The 16,543-nt window shown below is 39.7% G+C and carries 16 protein-coding genes and 1 tRNA gene; 8 read left to right on the top strand and 9 right to left on the bottom strand.

Annotation, left to right across the window (positions count from 1 at the left end; translation table 11 throughout):
- Positions 1-25: 25 nt before the first annotated feature.
- The 6 genes from hisB to M1D52_RS06385 all read left to right on the top strand — a co-directional run bounded on the left by hisB (position 26) and on the right by M1D52_RS06385 (position 4,915).
- Positions 26-1,171, top strand: a complete 1,146-nt coding sequence (gene hisB, locus M1D52_RS06410) for a bifunctional histidinol-phosphatase/imidazoleglycerol-phosphate dehydratase HisB (RefSeq protein WP_130856829.1) — start codon at positions 26-28, stop codon at positions 1,169-1,171.
- A 108-nt stretch (positions 1,172-1,279) separates the two neighbouring features.
- On the top strand, positions 1,280-1,870 hold the full coding sequence (gene hisH / locus M1D52_RS06405) for an imidazole glycerol phosphate synthase subunit HisH (protein ID WP_013668332.1): 591 nt from the start codon (positions 1,280-1,282) through the stop codon (positions 1,868-1,870).
- 12 nt (positions 1,871-1,882) lie between these two features.
- Positions 1,883-2,632, top strand: a complete 750-nt coding sequence (locus M1D52_RS06400; RefSeq protein WP_130856495.1) for a 1-(5-phosphoribosyl)-5-[(5-phosphoribosylamino)methylideneamino]imidazole-4-carboxamide isomerase — start codon at positions 1,883-1,885, stop codon at positions 2,630-2,632.
- Complete coding sequence (gene hisF, locus M1D52_RS06395) at positions 2,602-3,390, top strand: imidazole glycerol phosphate synthase subunit HisF (protein WP_013668334.1); 789 nt, start codon at positions 2,602-2,604, stop codon at positions 3,388-3,390. The genes M1D52_RS06400 and hisF overlap by 31 nt, the downstream gene beginning before the upstream one ends.
- 17 nt (positions 3,391-3,407) lie before the next feature.
- Positions 3,408-3,995 carry a bifunctional phosphoribosyl-AMP cyclohydrolase/phosphoribosyl-ATP diphosphatase HisIE gene (gene hisIE, locus M1D52_RS06390; protein ID WP_013668335.1) on the top strand — a complete coding sequence of 196 codons (588 nt, stop codon included), beginning with the start codon at positions 3,408-3,410 and terminating at the stop codon, positions 3,993-3,995.
- Positions 3,996-3,997: 2 nt separating this feature from the next.
- The gene (locus tag M1D52_RS06385) at positions 3,998-4,915 is read left to right on the top strand and encodes a WD40 repeat domain-containing protein (RefSeq protein ID WP_377611513.1); all 918 of its coding nucleotides are present in this window, start codon (positions 3,998-4,000) and stop codon (positions 4,913-4,915) included.
- On the opposite strand, the gene M1D52_RS06380 is transcribed toward M1D52_RS06385, so the two are convergent.
- The 7 genes from M1D52_RS06380 to M1D52_RS06350 all read right to left on the bottom strand — a co-directional run bounded on the left by M1D52_RS06380 (position 4,908) and on the right by M1D52_RS06350 (position 10,662).
- Positions 4,908-5,672, bottom strand: a complete 765-nt coding sequence (locus tag M1D52_RS06380) for a hypothetical protein (RefSeq protein WP_013668337.1) — start codon at positions 5,670-5,672, stop codon at positions 4,908-4,910. The genes M1D52_RS06385 and M1D52_RS06380 overlap by 8 nt on opposite strands.
- 82 nt (positions 5,673-5,754) lie before the next feature.
- On the bottom strand, positions 5,755-7,719 hold the full coding sequence (locus M1D52_RS06375) for a M1 family metallopeptidase (RefSeq protein WP_437364562.1): 1,965 nt from the start codon (positions 7,717-7,719) through the stop codon (positions 5,755-5,757).
- A gap of 135 nt (positions 7,720-7,854) precedes the next feature.
- Positions 7,855-8,199 carry an arsenate reductase gene (locus M1D52_RS06370; protein WP_130856490.1) on the bottom strand — a complete coding sequence of 115 codons (345 nt, stop codon included), beginning with the start codon at positions 8,197-8,199 and terminating at the stop codon, positions 7,855-7,857.
- A 61-nt stretch (positions 8,200-8,260) separates the two neighbouring features.
- Entirely contained in the window at positions 8,261-8,821 is a 561-nt protein-coding gene (gene pth, locus M1D52_RS06365) for an aminoacyl-tRNA hydrolase (RefSeq protein WP_437391859.1), read from the bottom strand.
- Positions 8,822-8,889: 68 nt separating this feature from the next.
- The gene (locus tag M1D52_RS06360; RefSeq protein ID WP_013668341.1) at positions 8,890-9,477 is read right to left on the bottom strand and encodes a 50S ribosomal protein L25/general stress protein Ctc; all 588 of its coding nucleotides are present in this window, start codon (positions 9,475-9,477) and stop codon (positions 8,890-8,892) included.
- Between the two features lie 90 nt (positions 9,478-9,567).
- Positions 9,568-10,524, bottom strand: coding sequence for a ribose-phosphate pyrophosphokinase (locus M1D52_RS06355; protein WP_013668342.1), 957 nt, complete (start codon positions 10,522-10,524; stop codon positions 9,568-9,570).
- A gap of 67 nt (positions 10,525-10,591) precedes the next feature.
- Positions 10,592-10,662 (bottom strand) — tRNA-Gln (locus M1D52_RS06350).
- 284 nt (positions 10,663-10,946) lie between these two features.
- Here M1D52_RS06350 and M1D52_RS06345 point away from each other — a divergent pair.
- Positions 10,947-13,982 (top strand): glycosyltransferase family 117 protein, encoded by a 3,036-nt coding sequence (locus M1D52_RS06345; RefSeq protein WP_130856489.1) that lies wholly within the window; start codon positions 10,947-10,949, stop codon positions 13,980-13,982.
- Positions 13,983-14,045: 63 nt separating this feature from the next.
- Here the strand turns inward: M1D52_RS06345 and M1D52_RS06340 are convergent, their stop codons facing one another.
- Both M1D52_RS06340 and M1D52_RS06335 read right to left on the bottom strand, forming a co-directional pair.
- On the bottom strand, positions 14,046-15,245 hold the full coding sequence (locus M1D52_RS06340) for an aminopeptidase C (protein WP_457941725.1): 1,200 nt from the start codon (positions 15,243-15,245) through the stop codon (positions 14,046-14,048).
- A gap of 174 nt (positions 15,246-15,419) precedes the next feature.
- Entirely contained in the window at positions 15,420-15,941 is a 522-nt protein-coding gene (locus M1D52_RS06335; protein WP_013668345.1) for a hypothetical protein, read from the bottom strand.
- 250 nt (positions 15,942-16,191) lie between these two features.
- Between M1D52_RS06335 and M1D52_RS06330 the strand changes: the two genes are divergently transcribed.
- Entirely contained in the window at positions 16,192-16,542 is a 351-nt protein-coding gene (locus M1D52_RS06330; protein ID WP_013668346.1) for a hypothetical protein, read from the top strand.
- The last annotated feature ends 1 nt before the right edge of the window (position 16,543 follow it).

Raw genomic sequence — 16,543 nt, 5'->3', positions numbered from 1 at the left:
TAGATTGTAAAGAATGATCGATAATATGGCTAGTAGCAATAATAAAAAGCGAATTTTGTTCATCGACCGCGATGGAACATTGATTATTGAACCGGAAGATGAACAGATAGATTCCTTTGAGAAACTTAAATTTTATCCCGGGGCATTACAATACTTACCCCGGATAGCCAAAGAATTGGACTATGAATTAGTTTTAGTGACTAATCAAGACGGTTTAGGTACCGATTCGCATCCTGAAGCCAATTTTTGGCCTGTACACCGCTTCATTATGGAAACTTTCGCCGGTGAAGGCGTGCACTTTAGCAAAGAGCACATCGATCGTACTTTTCCACATGAACAAGCGGAAACCAGAAAACCAGGCATCGGTATGCTAAAAGAGTATTTTGATACCGAAAAGTATGATTTAGCGAACTCCTATGTTATAGGTGATCGGATTAACGATGTGCGTCTTGCACAGAATCTAGGTGCAAAGGCTATCTGGTTACGAAATAACGACGCACTTGGAGCAAATGAAAACCTTCTCGTTGATGCCGGTGTTATTGCCTTAGAAACAACCGAGTTCAAAAAAGTGTATGAATTTTTGAAAGTTGGCAATCGCGCGGCGGTGCATCAACGAACAACGAATGAAACAGATATTTACGTCTCTGTCAACTTGGATGGGAAAGGTCAAGCGGCAATCGAAACAGGTCTTCCATTTTTCGATCATATGCTTGATCAATTAGCTCGCCACGGAAGCATGGACTTGACGATAAAGACAAAGGGCGATCTTCACATCGACGAACATCACACAATCGAAGATACTGCCTTGGCATTGGGAGAAACGATATTGAAAGCACTGGGTGATAAAAGAGGCATCGAACGATATGGTTTTTGTTTACCGATGGATGATTGCCTGGCACAAGTAGCTTTGGATTTCGGGGGAAGAAACTGGCTGGTATGGGAGGCGGAATTTAAGCGCGAAAAAATAGGTGAAATGCCTACAGAAATGTTTATCCACTTTTTTAAATCCTTTTCAGATGCAGCTAAATGTAATCTGAACATTAAAGCAGAAGGACAAAATGAGCATCACAAAATCGAGGCAATTTTTAAGGCTTTTGCCAAAGCGATTAAAATGGCGGTAAAAAGGGATCCCGACCGAATGGAACTTCCCAGTACGAAAGGTGTGCTTTAAAGGTTTAGGGTGTAAGGTGTAGGGTGAATGTAGCGGTTTGAGTAGATAGTAATAATATTGGTAATTTTTTAGAGCTGATAGCTGTGTGCTAAAGGCGAATAGCTAAACATGATTGGAATAATAAACTACGGTGCGGGCAACATTTTTTCGTTGACTGCCGCGCTCGATCGGCTGAGCTTAAAATATGGTATGGTTAATGCGGGAGATAATATGGATCGATATAGTCACATTATTATACCCGGCGTTGGCCATGCAGGAGCCGCCATGCAGAAACTGCAAACATCAGGACTAGTTAATTCGATAAAGGCTCTGACAAAACCGGTGTTGGGAATTTGCGTCGGCATGCAATTACTGACGCGCCATTCGGAAGAAGGAAATGCTCAATTATTGCATATTATGGATATTGACACACTGCATTTTGCTCATAAGATCCCCTATAAAGTTCCTCACATGGGATGGAATAGCGTGAATTCAAGTTATGATAATAACCTTTTTAAAGGAATACCGGCTGATGCATATTTTTATTTTGTCCACTCTTATTTTATCGAATATAATCCTACTTTTACACTCGCTTATACAACGTATGGTCTTAAGTTTTCTTCAGCTATACAGTTTAACAATTTTTATGGAGTCCAATTTCACCCTGAAAAATCAGGAGAAGCAGGAGAACAATTATTAAAAAATTTTTGTACAATCTAATCAAGAAAAGTCATGTATATTATTCCAGCAATCGATATATTGGATAAAAAGGTAGTTCGTTTACGAGAAGGTAAATACGATGATATTACCACCTATGATATCAGTTTGGAGGAGATGATAGAAAAATATCAGTCGAACGGCACCGAATTTGTACATATTATTGATCTCAATGGCGCAAAAGGCGATTTCAGCAATCAACAGTATCTTTTTGACATTATCAAAAAAACCGACATGAAGGTTCAGTACGGCGGTGGGGTCAGAAGCATCGATAAGGTTAAGGAATTGATTGACTCCGGTATACATCGCGTCATCGTTGGAACGCAAGCCATCACCAATCCGGAGTTTTTAGATGAGCTTAGCCACCTTTACTGTAATGGGATCAAATGTTCCGATCACATTGTAGTTGCTATAGACGTACTAGACGAGGTCATTAAATATTCGGGCTGGATGGAAAGTTCACCTTTAAAGTTAATCGATTATATAGACAGATGCCTTGGTTTGGGCTTCTTCAGGTTCCTTTGCACAGACATCAACAAGGACGGAAAACTTGGCGGAGCGGGTATTGATTTGTATAAAAAACTTTTAGATCACTCCCCTATCATCAAATTAATTGCCTCCGGTGGTATCAGTTCCATGGATGATATCAAAGCCCTCGACGAACTTCGGATAGAAGCATGTGTTGTTGGAAAAGCCATATACGAAAATAGAATAAGTATTGAAGAGATAAAAGAATGGAACCTTCGCTCACTGATCAATTTTTAAATACGGGCGTTGCTAAGCGTATTATCCCTTGCTTGGATGTAAAGGATGGGAGAACCGTTAAAGGAGTTAACTTTGTCGATTTACGCGATGCGGGTGATCCAGTTGAGCTGGCATGGCAATATTCCAAGCAAGATGCTGATGAATTGGTTTTTCTGGATATAACCGCCACGCACGAAAAACGCAAGACAACGATTGATATGGTCAAAGCCGTTGCGAGAAATGTGAATATTCCTTTTACCATTGGCGGAGGCATACATGAGATTGGCGATGCAGATATATTATTAAATTCCGGTGCAGATAAAATTTCCATTAATTCTGCAGCTGTTAGAAATCCAGGATTAATCGACGAACTGGCCGATGCATTTGGTATTCAATTCGTTGTTGTCGCTATTGACACGAAGTACGTTGACGGCAAAAATTATGTTCACCTCAATGGTGGACGGATAAAAACGGATATCCTTACAGAAGAGTGGATAAAGGAGGCCGAAAGCAGGGGCGCCGGCGAAATATTACTCACATCCATGGACCATGACGGAACAAAGAATGGTTTTGATTGCAAGTTACTCCGTACTGTTAATCAGAGCTTAAGTATACCTATTATTGCCTCCGGCGGAGCGGGCAATCAACAACATTTTGTAGATGTTTTCTTAGAAACACAGGTAGATGCTGCTTTAGCAGCTTCCGTTTTTCACTATGGGGAAATTCGTATACCTGACCTGAAGGGAACACTGAGAGCACATGGTATAGAAGTCCGTTAATGTAATTTATTTTAAAAATGCTAGATTTTAATAAAGGAGCAGGCTTAGTTCCCGCTGTCATTCAGGATTATCAAACATTAGAAGTACTTATGCTAGGTTACATGAATGAAGAGGCATGGGAAAAGACGCAAAAAGAACAACGTGTCACCTTCTTCTCACGCACTAAGAATCGCTTATGGACAAAGGGAGAAGAAAGCGGTAATTACTTAGAGCTGGTTGAAGCGTCTGTTGATTGTGATAACGACACCCTACTAATTAAGGTAAATCCAAAAGGCCCAACCTGTCATACCGGATCTAGAAGTTGCTTCAAAACTGATTTTAATCAAAATTTCATTTTTCAATTAGAAAAAATTATTGATGATCGCTTTATCAATCCTAATGAAAGTTCTTATGTAAACAAACTGCGGGACAAAGGCATTAATAAAATCGCGCAAAAAGTGGGAGAAGAAGCTGTAGAGACCGTTATAGCTGCACTGAAAGAATCAGACATGGATTTTATTAACGAATCATCAGACCTGATCTTTCATTTACTTGTTCTATTGAGAGAAAAAAACATCCCCTTGGTACGTATTGCTGAGAATTTAGCTAAACGGCATCATAAATAGTCATGAACAGAATAGAGGTTAATAAGAAATATACTTTATCAGGGCATCAAAATCCGATCTTTGCCGTTGAGACGGGAAGTACTCCCTCTATGCTGTTCACGGCAGGCAATGACAAAGGTGTGGTGGAATGGGATCTCGATGTAGGTAAATTTAAAAGAATACTCCTCCCTGTAAAAAGCTCTGTATATGCGCTGCACTACCTTCCTGCCGGCAAATTACTAGCCATTGGCGAAAGAAGCGGTTTGGTGACTATTGTGGATGTTGAAAAACATTTGGTGGTGGCTAGACTGCAACATCACGAAAAGCCGATTTTCGGGATACAGGCCTTCCGTACAAAACCTGAGCTGATTGTGTCGTCAGAAGATGGTACGGTATCTATCTGGGACACTGTGAATTTCAAGTTGCTATATCATTTCAATGTGTCTGCAGAAACGGTCCGCTGCATTGCACTTAACCGCACCGAAGATACCATCGCGTTCGGTGCAAAAGACAGTAAAATAAGATTATTTCATGCCCGGGACTATCTGCAATTTCAAGAAATCAATGAGCATAGTGCCGCCATTACTGCACTCACATTTTCTCCCGATGGCAACTTTCTATTAACCGGCGGACGCGACGCACAATTAAATGTATTCGAGACAAAAGATTTTTTATTAAATAGAAATATCACGGCGCATATGTTCAGCATTTATGGCATCGCTTACCACCCAAGCTTTCCCTTATTTACTACCGCGAGCCGCGATAAAAGCATTAAGATATGGCGCGCCACGGATTATTCCTTAATGAAAAATATTAGTTTGGAAAAAGGGTACGAAACGCATCGTTTATCGATAAATAATATAACCTGGATCAACGATCATACCTTCGCCTCAGTAAGCGATGATAAAATGGTCCTTATTTGGAATACAGAGCTTATTTAGCACGCTTTTCGGGTTCCTTATTATCCAGCTTAATTTTCTCCTTGGCCGCGGAGCTTAAATCTTTATACTTATTATAAGAATCCATAATGTATAGACGGAGGGTCTCGTCATTCGCTTCCTGAATGAATGACGCTTTCGGACGATATTTTGCCATAAATAAGCTCAAATCTTCTCCTCTTAATGGTGTCAAGCTTGTAATCAACTCCTCTGTAAATCGCGCATCTATAATCCGATTATTACTTTCTACTTCCAACATTCTATATTGTCTTCGGGCGTTACGAGCGCCCTTCCCAAATATGCGTGAGGGAGAAAAACCAATTCCTCCCATACGCTGTGTACCATTTGTGCTACTTCCTCCTGAAACTGTATTCGCAAACTGCCCTTCTTTTCTCAAACGTTCTTTCTCTTCGGCAATCCGGCTATTAGTCAAAGCGTTAATATTGACCTCATCCAACATTCGAGGATCGTTAACGGAGGTGAGGTATACTCTTTTTAAAGCAAAATCTGTTACTACTAAACTGTCCGTACGGTAACCTGGGTAAGAAAACACCAAAATATCATCCTTATCGGCTCGAAGAGAAAATTCCCCTGATCTATTACTACGCGTACTATCATGCTTATTTAAATTCTTCACCGAAACCTCCGGCATTAGCTCGTTGCTCTTATACTCCAAGACAATCCCTCTAAAACGATCCTGAGCACTTACCGTAATAACACTAGCCAATAACAAGGAAAATAATATAAAAGGCTTTATCATATATTCAATGAATCTGGTATTTTCAGGTACAAACTAAACAGTTTTTGGCGAAAAGTGTTAGCTAAAACATAAAATTTAACATTTATTGCACATCGGTCCAATTATTATTGGCAGGATTAATGTCCGGAAAAACTTTATCAGGATCAATAACAACCGATTTAAGCCTTTCATTTGTAGCCACTTTAAATGAGAATGTCTGATTTCTTTCCCAAATTTCTACCGGAAGCTTTATCCGCTGCTTGTTACCGTTTGCTGATACAATTTCAACTATGAGCGGCATAGGCATTTCCTCGAGATTGGAAACGGTGATGATCGCACCTTTGGCAGGATCGTTTTCTACATATTTCACGCCTTCAACCGCTTGATCCAATTTCCAATTATACTGAAACCATGACCGCCAAAACCAACTTAAATTTTCGCCTGCCACGTTCTCGATGGTTCTAAAGAAATCAAATGGTGTAGGGTGTTTATAGGCCCAATAGTCAATATAAGTTTTAAAAGCCCTATCGAATCGTTCCTCGCCCAATATATGTTCGCGCAAAATTGTTAATGCCAACTGTGGCTTCCTGTAGGCAAGTGTCCCTATATTACTTTCCTTCATATTTTGTGGAGACGACATAATAGGTTCAACGTCATCGCTAAAATAAACACGCGCCAAATCATGTCCATTGTATTTCGCTGTTCTGTATTCACCGTTATTAAACGCTTCTTTTGATAGGGTATTGATAAAGCTATTGAATCCTTCATCCATCCAGGCATACAGACGCTCGTTACTTCCCACAATCATAGGAAACCAGATATGACCAAATTCGTGGTCTGTTACGCCCCACAGGCTGCTTGCTTTGGCGGTGCTTCTACAGAAAACAATTCCCGGATACTCCATCCCTCCTATGTTCGAGGCAACATTTACGGCAATCGGATAAGGATAGGGATACCATTTGCTTGAATAATATTCTATAGATGATTTCGTATATTCTGTTGATCGTTCCCACGCATTATTACCATTACTTTCCATCGGATAGGCAGACACGGCCATTGATGTTTGTCCGTTAGGTAAGTTAATTTTTGCGGCATCAATAATAAACGAGCTCGATGAAGCCCAAGCAATATCTCTGCTACGATTAAGTCTAAATCGCCAAGTCAGTTCTTTTTTGCCCTGTGGCCTGGATGTTGGGTTTGTCACTTCTTCACCGGAACGGATCATAACAGTTTTATCGCTTTTTTTAGCTTTTTCCCATCTTTTTAGCTGCTCCTCGGTATAGACTTCATCGGGATTTAACAGCTCTCCTCCACAAACGACAATATGTTTGCTAGGAGCCGTAATTTCAACATTGAAATCACCGTATTCTAAATAAAATTCGCCCGGACCTGTATAAGGCTGTACATTCCAGCCTAACACATCATCATAAACAGCCATTCTGGGATACCATTGTGCAATGGCGAAAATATCCCCATGGGCAGTTTGCAGTATGCCGGTTCTATCTGCGCCATAATCCGGTATCGTATAGCGATAATGGATGGCAAGCTTGGTGTTTCCTCCCGTTGCGTCCAAAGCTTCCGGTAAGAAAACTTGCATTCTTGTATCATTGACCTGATAAGCTATACTCTTACCATCGGCTCCTTTAATAGCCTCAATCGTATAGCCTCCGTCAAAAGGTGTATCATGTGAACCGTATCTGCTTTTTCCTACCGGAACGATCTGTGCCCCGCGACTCTTTTTCGAGAAAAGGTTTTGATCCAATTGTAACCACAGGAAGTCAAGCCTATCCGGACTGTTATTGGTATAATCTAAATATACAACGCCTTCTATCTCTTTGCGTTCCTCATTCAAGCGAACTTTTATTGTATAATTAACACGATTCTGCCAATATTTTACGCCAGGTTTCCCGCTAGCTGACCGATATTCGTTTCCATTTTGGGTATAAAAGATCGGGGCAAAGGCTTTTTCATAATCGTATTTGCTTGGCGCAGGGACAGTCTGACCAAAGGAGGTCCCTATCGTAAGAATAAAAGCAATGAGCGCAATGAAGGGTTGTTGTTTTAGCATACTTATAAATCGAAAAATAATTTGTAAGGCAAAAATTTGCCTTGGCTTTGACTATAAGCCGCTAATATAACTTTATTTTTAAGGCTGCCTATAAAAATAAAGGCTTAAAATAGATATTTTAAGCCTTTGTAACAATTATTTTAGTTTATCTTGGTATTCCTTTTCGTCAAACCCAAGAATCAGGCCTTTCGGCGATTCAATAACCGGTCTCTTAATAACGCTGGTTTTTGCTTGCATCAATTTATTGGCCGTTTGCTGATCTATGACTGCCGTTTTTTCCGCGTCGCTTAAACTTCGCCAAGTTGTACCTTTTTTATTTACTAAGGATTCCCAGCTCACTTCCTTTTCCCAACGTGCTAAAGTATCTTCACTGACACCTAACTTCTTGAAATCCTGAAATTCGTAAGAAACGTGGTTCTTATTTAACCAATCCAGTGCTTTCTTTACTGTGTTGCAGTTTTTGATTCCGTAAACTTTCATATTTTTAATATTTAACACTTAGGTATTAGCTAATGGCTAAGCCCTACAGCTTTAACTACAGTTATTTATTAAAATTTGTCATTGTCAATTCCAAGCCTACCGTTACGAAACTCTTAATTGCTTCCACGGAATGTGCAATAAGTGCCGGTAAGTCGGCTTTTTCTTCTTGATCGAATGGTCCTAAAACATAATCTATTTGCCGCCCCTTTGGGTAGTTATCACCAATACCAAAGCGCAAACGTGGGTATTGCTGTCCTCCACAAAGGGCTTCGATATTTTTGAGTCCGTTATGTCCGGCAGCACTCCCTTTCGGTTTGATACGAACGCTTCCAAAAGGTATAGCTAAGTCATCCACAATAACCAAAACATTGGAAATAGGTATTTTAAGCTCATGCATCCAATACTTAACGGCCTTTCCACTCAAGTTCATATAAGTAGTGGGCTTAATGACATGAACGGTTCTACCCTTATGTTTAAATTCCGAATAAAAAGCATATTTCAAGGTAGAATACCCGGCACCAAATTCTTTTACGAGTTCATCCGCTACCATAAACCCTATATTATGTCTTGTGTCCGCGTATTCCTGCCCGATATTACCTAAACCAACGATTAAATATTTCATTTTTACCCTATAAAAAAAGCATCCGATGCTGATCACCGGATGCTTTTGGTAAATTCTTAAAAAGATTTTTATTTTTTACCAGCTTTAGCAGCTTCCTGTTCAGCTTGTTTTAATGCACGCGACATAATTACTGAAACGATCGTATCATCAGCATTGTTAAGGATTTTAGCATTCTTAACTTCCACCGCACCGACACGTACTGACTTACCTACTTCTAATGACTCCAAGCTTACTTCAATCACTTGAGGCATATCTTTAGGTAAGGCTTTTACACGTAATTTACGCAATTTCTGAACCAACTTACCTCCCATTTTTACACCGGGTGATGTGCCTGTCAAGGCAATAGGAATATTCATTGATACAGCTTTATCATCACTTAAAGCCAAAAAGTCAACGTGAATAATTTGATCCGTAAGCGGATGATATTGTGCTTCTTGAACGATTGCTTGATACTTCTTTCCGCTAATTTCAAGATCTACGAAATTAACTTCAGGTGTATAAATCAAAGGTTTCAAATCAGCTGCGGACACAGCGAAGTGATATTGTTCACCACCTCCGTAAAGAACAGCAGGCACCTTACCGGCGTAGCGTAATTCTTTTGCGTCTCTTTTCCCTACGTTCTCTCTAGGAGAACCGCTAATAGCAATTGATTTCATTTATTTGTATTTATTAATTTTTTATACGTCTAGAATATAATGATATACTCCGTTTTTCAAGGCTGCAAAGATAGAAAAAATTTTGATCGATTATCTATTTTGATCAAAAATTTTGAACAGATCACTTATTGATCCGTGCTCATTGATGTTTGTTATCGCACGTGCAAATAAGTCAGCCGTCGATAACACCTTGATTTTGCTGCTCTCTCCCTTTAAAGGAATTGTATCGGTAACGATCAATTCGCTTAATACCGAGTTCTCTACCGTCTCGTAAGCCTTGCCGGAAAGGACGGGATGCGTACATACAGCCCGTACGCTGCTGGCACCATTTTCCATGATGAGGGAAGCTGCTTTTGACAAAGTACCGGCGGTATCGCAAATATCATCTATTAACACAATATCTTGCCCCGTTACATCGCCGATAATAGACATTGATTCAATCTCATTCGCCCGCTTGCGCTGTTTATCGCAAATAACCACTTCGGCATTAAAGTATTTGGCGAAGGTTCGCGCTCGGTAAGAACCGCCCATGTCAGGCGAAGCTATTGTAAGATTGGGAAGATTCAGCGATTTTATATAAGGCACAAAAATGCTCGCCGCATCTAAGTGGTCAACAGGTATATCGAAGAAACCTTGAATTTGAGCGGCATGCAGATCCATTGTCATAATCCGATGAGCCCCCGCAGCTGTCAACAAATTTGCGATCATCTTCGCCCCTATAGCCACCCGAGGTTTGTCTTTGCGATCCTGACGGGCAAACCCAAAATAGGGCACCACTGCCGTTATATAGTGGGCAGATGCTCTTTTTGCAGCATCAATCATTAAAAGCAATTCAAATAAGTTATCAGTGGGCTGATAGGTAGACTGAATCAAAAATACGTCGCTACCACGAACCGATTCGTTATAAAAAGGCTGGAATTCACCATCACTAAAGCGAGACAAAGTCATCTCACCTAATTCCTTTCCATAAGCTTGAGAGATTTTTTGAGCCAGTTCTTTGCTACCAGATCCGGCAAATAATTTAACCGTGTTAAATTGAAGAGGCATGAGTGCGGGTTTGGTGTTTAAAAAAATTCGGGCCGTTTTAAAACGACCCGAGTTCTCTTTTGTTATGTTGCCCGACCAGGATTCGAACCTAGACAAACTGAACCAAAATCAGTTGTACTACCTTTATACTATCGGGCAATCCTTTGTGTTTATCAGCCTTCTGCCGTAAACGGAGTGCAAATATAAAGCGATATTCTAAATACTCAAAATATTTTATTCATTTTTTTTTCGCTTTTTTAGCACCTACTTGAATATCAAGCGGATTTTTTTCACTACCCCTTTTTTTACTTTTTACTTTTTAATTTTTCCTTTATATCAATACTAATACTTATTTTCGGCACTTAATTGTATTATAATGATATATTATGCGTTTATCCTAACAAGGTATGGGCATAAAAGAATGAAATAAACAATAGTAACTGATGGATTATAACAAAACAAACAATTTACTTGGATGGATAACATTTATGGTGTCCACCTTAGTTTATGTGTTAACCCTAGAACCTACAGCCAGTTATTGGGACTGTGGTGAATTTATCGCAGCGGCCTATAAGATGCAGATTGTGCATCAGCCCGGCGCCCCACTTTTTTTGATGTTGCAAAATATCTTTAGCAATTTGGCTTTCGGCAATAAAGAGTCCATTGCCTATTGGATGAACTTTGGGTCTGCTGTTTCCAGTGGCTTAACCATTCTGTTCTTGTTTTGGACCATCACCGCGTTAGCGCGTAAAGTACTATGGAGAAGCGGTACAGAACTTACACAGGGGAATCTCATTCAAATTATGGGTGCAGGCCTTGTGGGCGCTTTGGCTTATTCCTTTTCAGACACTTTTTGGTTTTCTGCTGTGGAGTCCGAAGTGTACGCTATGTCCTCACTGTGTACTGCTATCGTGTTCTGGGCAATCTTGAAATGGGAAGCTCATGCAGAGGAACCCCGTGCCGACAAATGGCTATTATTAATAGCTTATGTAATGGGGCTTTCTATTGGTGTTCACTTGCTCAATTTGTTAACCATTCCGGCATTGGCACTGGTCGTTTATTTTAAACGGGTTAAAAGTCCGACTAATAGCGGTGTTTTTAAAACCCTTCTTATCGGCTGTGTTATTGTGGCATTTGTACTATGGGGAATCATTCAGTACTTAATCAAGTTTGCCGCCTATTTTGACCTTTTCTTTGTCAACACATTGGGTCTGGGCTTTGGTACCGGTGTTGTATTCTTTGCTTTATTGGTAATAGGAGGCTTGACATTTGGCATATTCCACTCAATTAAAAAAGCAAAACCCCGGCTCAATCTTATTTTGCTGGGCATATGCTTTATTATTTTTGGATATGGTTCTTTTGCTATGATTTTAGTACGTGCAAAAGCTGATCCAAGCTTAAACAATAGTGATCCCGATAACGCATTTTCATTTTTGGGTTATCTTAATCGCGAACAATATGGTGAAGAACCACTATTGAAAGGACCCTACTTTACCTCAAAAATTATTGATCGGAAGGAAGGAGGCAACAGTTATATCAAAGGCGAAGAAAAGTATGAGAATATAGGAAAAAAATACAGTTATGTTTATGATCGCGAAACCATATTCCCGCGTATTTATAGTAATGATCCGGGAAGAGGGCATCCGCAATTTTACAGAAGCTGGTTAAACTTGGGAGAGAACGACCAACCGACTTTCGGAAACAACCTCAGTTTCTTTTTCACTTACCAAGTCGGACATATGTATGCCCGCTATTTTTTCTGGAATTTTGTTGGAAGACAAAATGATCAAAAAGGTGACGGCAGCTTCACCGAAGGGAATTGGATTACGGGTATCAAACCAATTGACCAAGCCCGCCTAGGTGGCCAGGACGCACTACCTGAATCATTAAAAACAGATCCCTCGAATAACAAATTTTATGGATTGCCTCTAATTCTAGGTATAATTGGCGCATTATGGCACTTTAAGCGTCATCAAAAAGATGCCGGTATTGTTGGTCTGCTCTTTTTCTTTACCGGTTTGGCTATTGTACTTTACCTTAACCAAACGCCACTCCAACCACGCGAACGCGATTATGCGTATGCAGGATCTTTTTACGCTTTTGCTATTTGGATCGGATTAGGCGTCATTGGCCTGGCTGATATGCTACAGAAGAGAACCAATGCCAAAACAGCAGGCATCGCGGCTACGCTCATTGGCTTACTCGCAGCTCCTGTTTTAATGGCGAAAGAAGGTTGGGATGATCACGATCGCTCTACTAAATATGTAGCAAGGGATCTCGCAAAAGATTATTTGCAATCCTGTGCGCCTAACGCTATTTTGTTTACATATGGAGACAATGACACCTACCCGCTTTGGTATGTGCAGGAAGTTGAAAATTTCAGACCCGACGTCCGCATTGTTAATCTTAGTTTATTGAGCGCAGATTGGTATGTACGCCAAATGAAAGAAAAAGTGAACGAAGCGGATGCCCTGCCTATCACTATGAAGGATAGTCAGTTTAAACAAGGAACACGTGATGGTTTATCTTTTATGGATGCCGGATTCAAGCAACCGATTGAATTAAGCTCCGTTCTGGACGTTTTGTTGTCCGACAATCCAAATGATCAAGTTGAATACCAAGATGGTAGTCGGTCAAATTATCTGTTTACCAAAAACTTTAAACTGACGGTAAATAAGGCTGACGTTTTGAAAAACAAGGTAGTTCCTACAAAATGGGATAATAATATTGTGGATACAATGGTTTGGACCTATAATAAGGATTTTGTATCTAAAGCAGAATTGGCCATGTTTGATATTTTGGTACATAACAACTGGAAACGGCCGATCTATTTTGCTACAACCGTACCTAACAGTAACTATTTGGGCCTTGACAACTACCTGATTAATGAAGGTTTCGCATTACGACTCATGCCGGTTAAATTTAATAAGACGGAAGAGCAGATGCGGATGGGAGAAACTGTAAATGTCGATGCCCTCTATGATAATACGATGAATAAATTTGTATGGGGCAATATGGCCAAGGCACGTTATCTTGATCATGAGTCTTATGGAATGCTTTCTTTGATTATCAACAACTTCAGTACACTTAGCCAGACTTTATATGAAGATGGACGCAAGGAGGAAGCTAAAAAGGTATTGGAAAGATGCTTAGCTGTGGTTCCGAAACGTATTTACTCACTTGGCCAATCAAGGGTGCTATATTTCTTGTCTCGACAATTGTATCAGGTTGGTATGACTGATAAAGCAAATGCACTCTTGGAACAAAATGGCAAATATGTAGATGAGCTTCTGCGGTATTACATCGCAATTGCAAACACAAAGCCCAATTTAGAAATGCAAAATATTCAAATCGGCACACAGATTATCTACAGTTCAGCGGAACTTGCTAAAGAGTATAAACAAAGCAAACAAGCAAAGTCTTTGGAAGACGCCTTAAACAATATCGAAAAGCTATTTTCGGGAACTCCCCAAGGCTAAGAAAAAAGCGCCTATCGCATTTGTCGATAGGCGCTTTTTTTCTAAGCAGCATAATTGAACAAGCTACAATCCTAATTTTTTAGCTATATCTTTAGGCAAGCCCCCTTTGTGCAACATAAACGCAGTGGTTTTAAATTGGACAAAGGCTTTGGTCACGTAAAGATAACCGTTATAATCGTTTGATACACCCCACGAATTTTTCACTATATAATACTCCTTACCATTTTGATCTTTGGCTAAACCCACGATATGCATTCCATGATCATCCGTGGTAGAATAATCGTCAAAAGCTTGTTGCCTCAAATCTTCCGTTATGGCCAGTTCAGGCTTCGGACCATTGAACATAGTTGCCTTCTCTTCCTCCGTCATTTTTTCATAAGCTTTCTCGGGCACATAAGCCACGCCGTTTTTCCAACTGAACCCTTTCTCACTTACATCTGTAGCCCAACCTACCGTATACCCATTTTTTAATGCATGATCGATAATAGCAGTGATATCGGTCATTGAAACATTATAAACTTGATCAAAAGACCAATTGTCCGGAATCAGAAGCGTAAATTTACTATAATAAGGATGGTCTTTAAAAGAAGAAAGCTCTATATAGTCATCCGCATTTAAGCCGATCACTTCTTTAGCAAAGGATTTTGGTGTATAACTTTTCCCTTTGTAATTGAACGTTTCAGGAACTTTCCCTAAATAAGTATCAATTGTATTGGTATAGGCACTGATCCAATTGGGCGTTAACTTACCATTCGGATTTTTCACAACCGCAGCTAATATAGCATCTGTCATCGCGCTCATTTCTGCCAACTTGTTCCCCTCCGTTCCATAATTTAATCCGGTATATACGTCACGAGGCACCGCACCATATTTACGATACATATTGATCACATCGTGCAGTTGCCCGCCTTCGCCCAAACTCAAACCACCATGTAAACGAACATAATTTTTGCCTTTCTCAATATATACATTTCTTGCGGTAAATAATTGAGATATTTCTACCGGCTCTCGCCCATTTCTGATCATTTCAGACTCAAGGAAGGAATTTCCTGAATAACTCCAACATGTACCCGATGACCCTTGATTCTTTACAGATGTATTTTGCAGGTTGATTACTTCTGTAAACTTAAATCCGAATTTACTGCTGTCGCTTCGGTTGTTCTGAAGCGCCTTCACCAGATTGTCTTGTGCAAAGCTCTGCCCACTGCCTGCGATAAAGAAGGCCGCGGCAACGACGAGCGTTTTCATATTAAATTTTAGCATGTGTGAAATATGTTTAGGGCCGTAAATGTAGAATTTTAGGAAACAAACTACAAGAAGAGGTTGATATATTGGAAGGTTCGTGGTAAAATGTGCTTATTCACGATACCCAAAAAAGAATAAAAGCCCTGTAAATTAATTACTTACAGAGCTTTGTAAAATCTTTATTAAGCTAACTTAGCGTTTACTGAATTTAAATTCCAAAAACGAGTCGTTATTACCTCCCGTATTTACGGGCATTTGTAAAGTAAATGTTTGCTCATCTGCATAAGCCAAATCCAACCGGTAACCTTCAGTTACATTTTTAGCTTTTTCTCCGGGATAAAGCTTTTTAAATTGAAATTGAGCCTCTCCCCCATTTTCAGGTTCATAAATCGACCAAAAAATGTCTCGTGTTGCACCAGGTGCGCAAAGTTCACCATCAGTTGAGAACGTAATGGTGCCTTTTCCATTAGCGATCAAGTTCCAAGTACTTCCTATAAAGCAATCAATCGGTGCTTCATCAAAAATACGCTTCACATTAGCGCCTGAGGGAAAGTTCTTTTTCTCAACACTATTAAGTACCCATTGTCCCTTCACACCTCTCTTCCATTGTCCGGAACTAGGCGAGGATGACGATACTGCTTGTTTCGAGGATGAACAACCAACGAAAAAGAACAGAAAGGGTACTAAAATTAAAAGTTTCAAAGTTGTTTTCATTCTTACTAGTTATTAATGGTAAAGTACTCACTAAAGATTACTCCGATTGCGATACGAATCGCATCCGATAGCCGTTTATTCTTTAGTGATAGATTTTAATCTTAATACAATAAAGTTGTACATTTGTTTCCTTTGTAAAGGTTTCAGTAATAAAAAACGCAACGCAAATATATAGCATTGTGCAGCTTTTTAAAATTATTATCGCTCGATTTAATTATAGGCAGCTGCAAAAAAATAACAAAATAAGTACATGAAGTCTAGTTCTAAGAAATCCATATCCAAAAATCATACCATAAGTAAATTTGTTTCCAAATTATTGGTACGCCTTTTTATCCTTATCCTGGCAGCAGCTGTTATCCCTGTTTTTGTAGACGATGAGATCGGCGCAAAAATGGAAACTACTTACGTGTATATTGAAAACAAATGGGTCTTTGTATTTCCGTTAATCTTATTTTTAAGCTTTTTAACCTTATTAATCTTAACAGGAAGGGCTCGCCACGAAAAAACAGACCTCAACTGGATGCTCTCGCTAAACACCTTACTTCTGATCATTTATGTAATCATGCTCTTTATCCGCTTAGCTCCTCTGATCTATAAATAGC

It is taken from the genome of Olivibacter sp. SA151, from assembly GCF_054130995.1.
This window is presented reverse-complemented; position numbering and strand designations above follow the sequence as displayed.

Excerpts from the sequence above, each read along its gene's own strand:
- hisH (WP_013668332.1), top strand. The coding sequence starts at position 1,280 with ATGATTGGAATAATAAACTACGGTGCGGGCAACATTTTTTCGTTGACT.
- M1D52_RS06335 (WP_013668345.1), bottom strand. The coding sequence starts at position 15,941 with ATGAAAACAACTTTGAAACTTTTAATTTTAGTACCCTTTCTGTTCTTT.
- M1D52_RS06340 (WP_457941725.1), bottom strand. The coding sequence starts at position 15,245 with ATGCTAAAATTTAATATGAAAACGCTCGTCGTTGCCGCGGCCTTCTTT.
- hisF (WP_013668334.1), top strand. The coding sequence starts at position 2,602 with ATGGAACCTTCGCTCACTGATCAATTTTTAAATACGGGCGTTGCTAAG.
- hisB (WP_130856829.1), top strand. The coding sequence starts at position 26 with ATGGCTAGTAGCAATAATAAAAAGCGAATTTTGTTCATCGACCGCGAT.
- hisIE (WP_013668335.1), top strand. The coding sequence starts at position 3,408 with ATGCTAGATTTTAATAAAGGAGCAGGCTTAGTTCCCGCTGTCATTCAG.
- M1D52_RS06330 (WP_013668346.1), top strand. The coding sequence starts at position 16,192 with ATGAAGTCTAGTTCTAAGAAATCCATATCCAAAAATCATACCATAAGT.
- M1D52_RS06375 (WP_437364562.1), bottom strand. The coding sequence starts at position 7,719 with ATGCTAAAACAACAACCCTTCATTGCGCTCATTGCTTTTATTCTTACG.
- M1D52_RS06400 (WP_130856495.1), top strand. The coding sequence starts at position 1,883 with ATGTATATTATTCCAGCAATCGATATATTGGATAAAAAGGTAGTTCGT.
- M1D52_RS06355 (WP_013668342.1), bottom strand. The coding sequence starts at position 10,524 with ATGCCTCTTCAATTTAACACGGTTAAATTATTTGCCGGATCTGGTAGC.
- M1D52_RS06380 (WP_013668337.1), bottom strand. The coding sequence starts at position 5,672 with ATGATAAAGCCTTTTATATTATTTTCCTTGTTATTGGCTAGTGTTATT.
- M1D52_RS06360 (WP_013668341.1), bottom strand. The coding sequence starts at position 9,477 with ATGAAATCAATTGCTATTAGCGGTTCTCCTAGAGAGAACGTAGGGAAA.
- M1D52_RS06370 (WP_130856490.1), bottom strand. The coding sequence starts at position 8,199 with ATGAAAGTTTACGGAATCAAAAACTGCAACACAGTAAAGAAAGCACTG.
- M1D52_RS06345 (WP_130856489.1), top strand. The coding sequence starts at position 10,947 with ATGGATTATAACAAAACAAACAATTTACTTGGATGGATAACATTTATG.
- M1D52_RS06385 (WP_377611513.1), top strand. The coding sequence starts at position 3,998 with ATGAACAGAATAGAGGTTAATAAGAAATATACTTTATCAGGGCATCAA.
- pth (WP_437391859.1), bottom strand. The coding sequence starts at position 8,821 with ATGAAATATTTAATCGTTGGTTTAGGTAATATCGGGCAGGAATACGCG.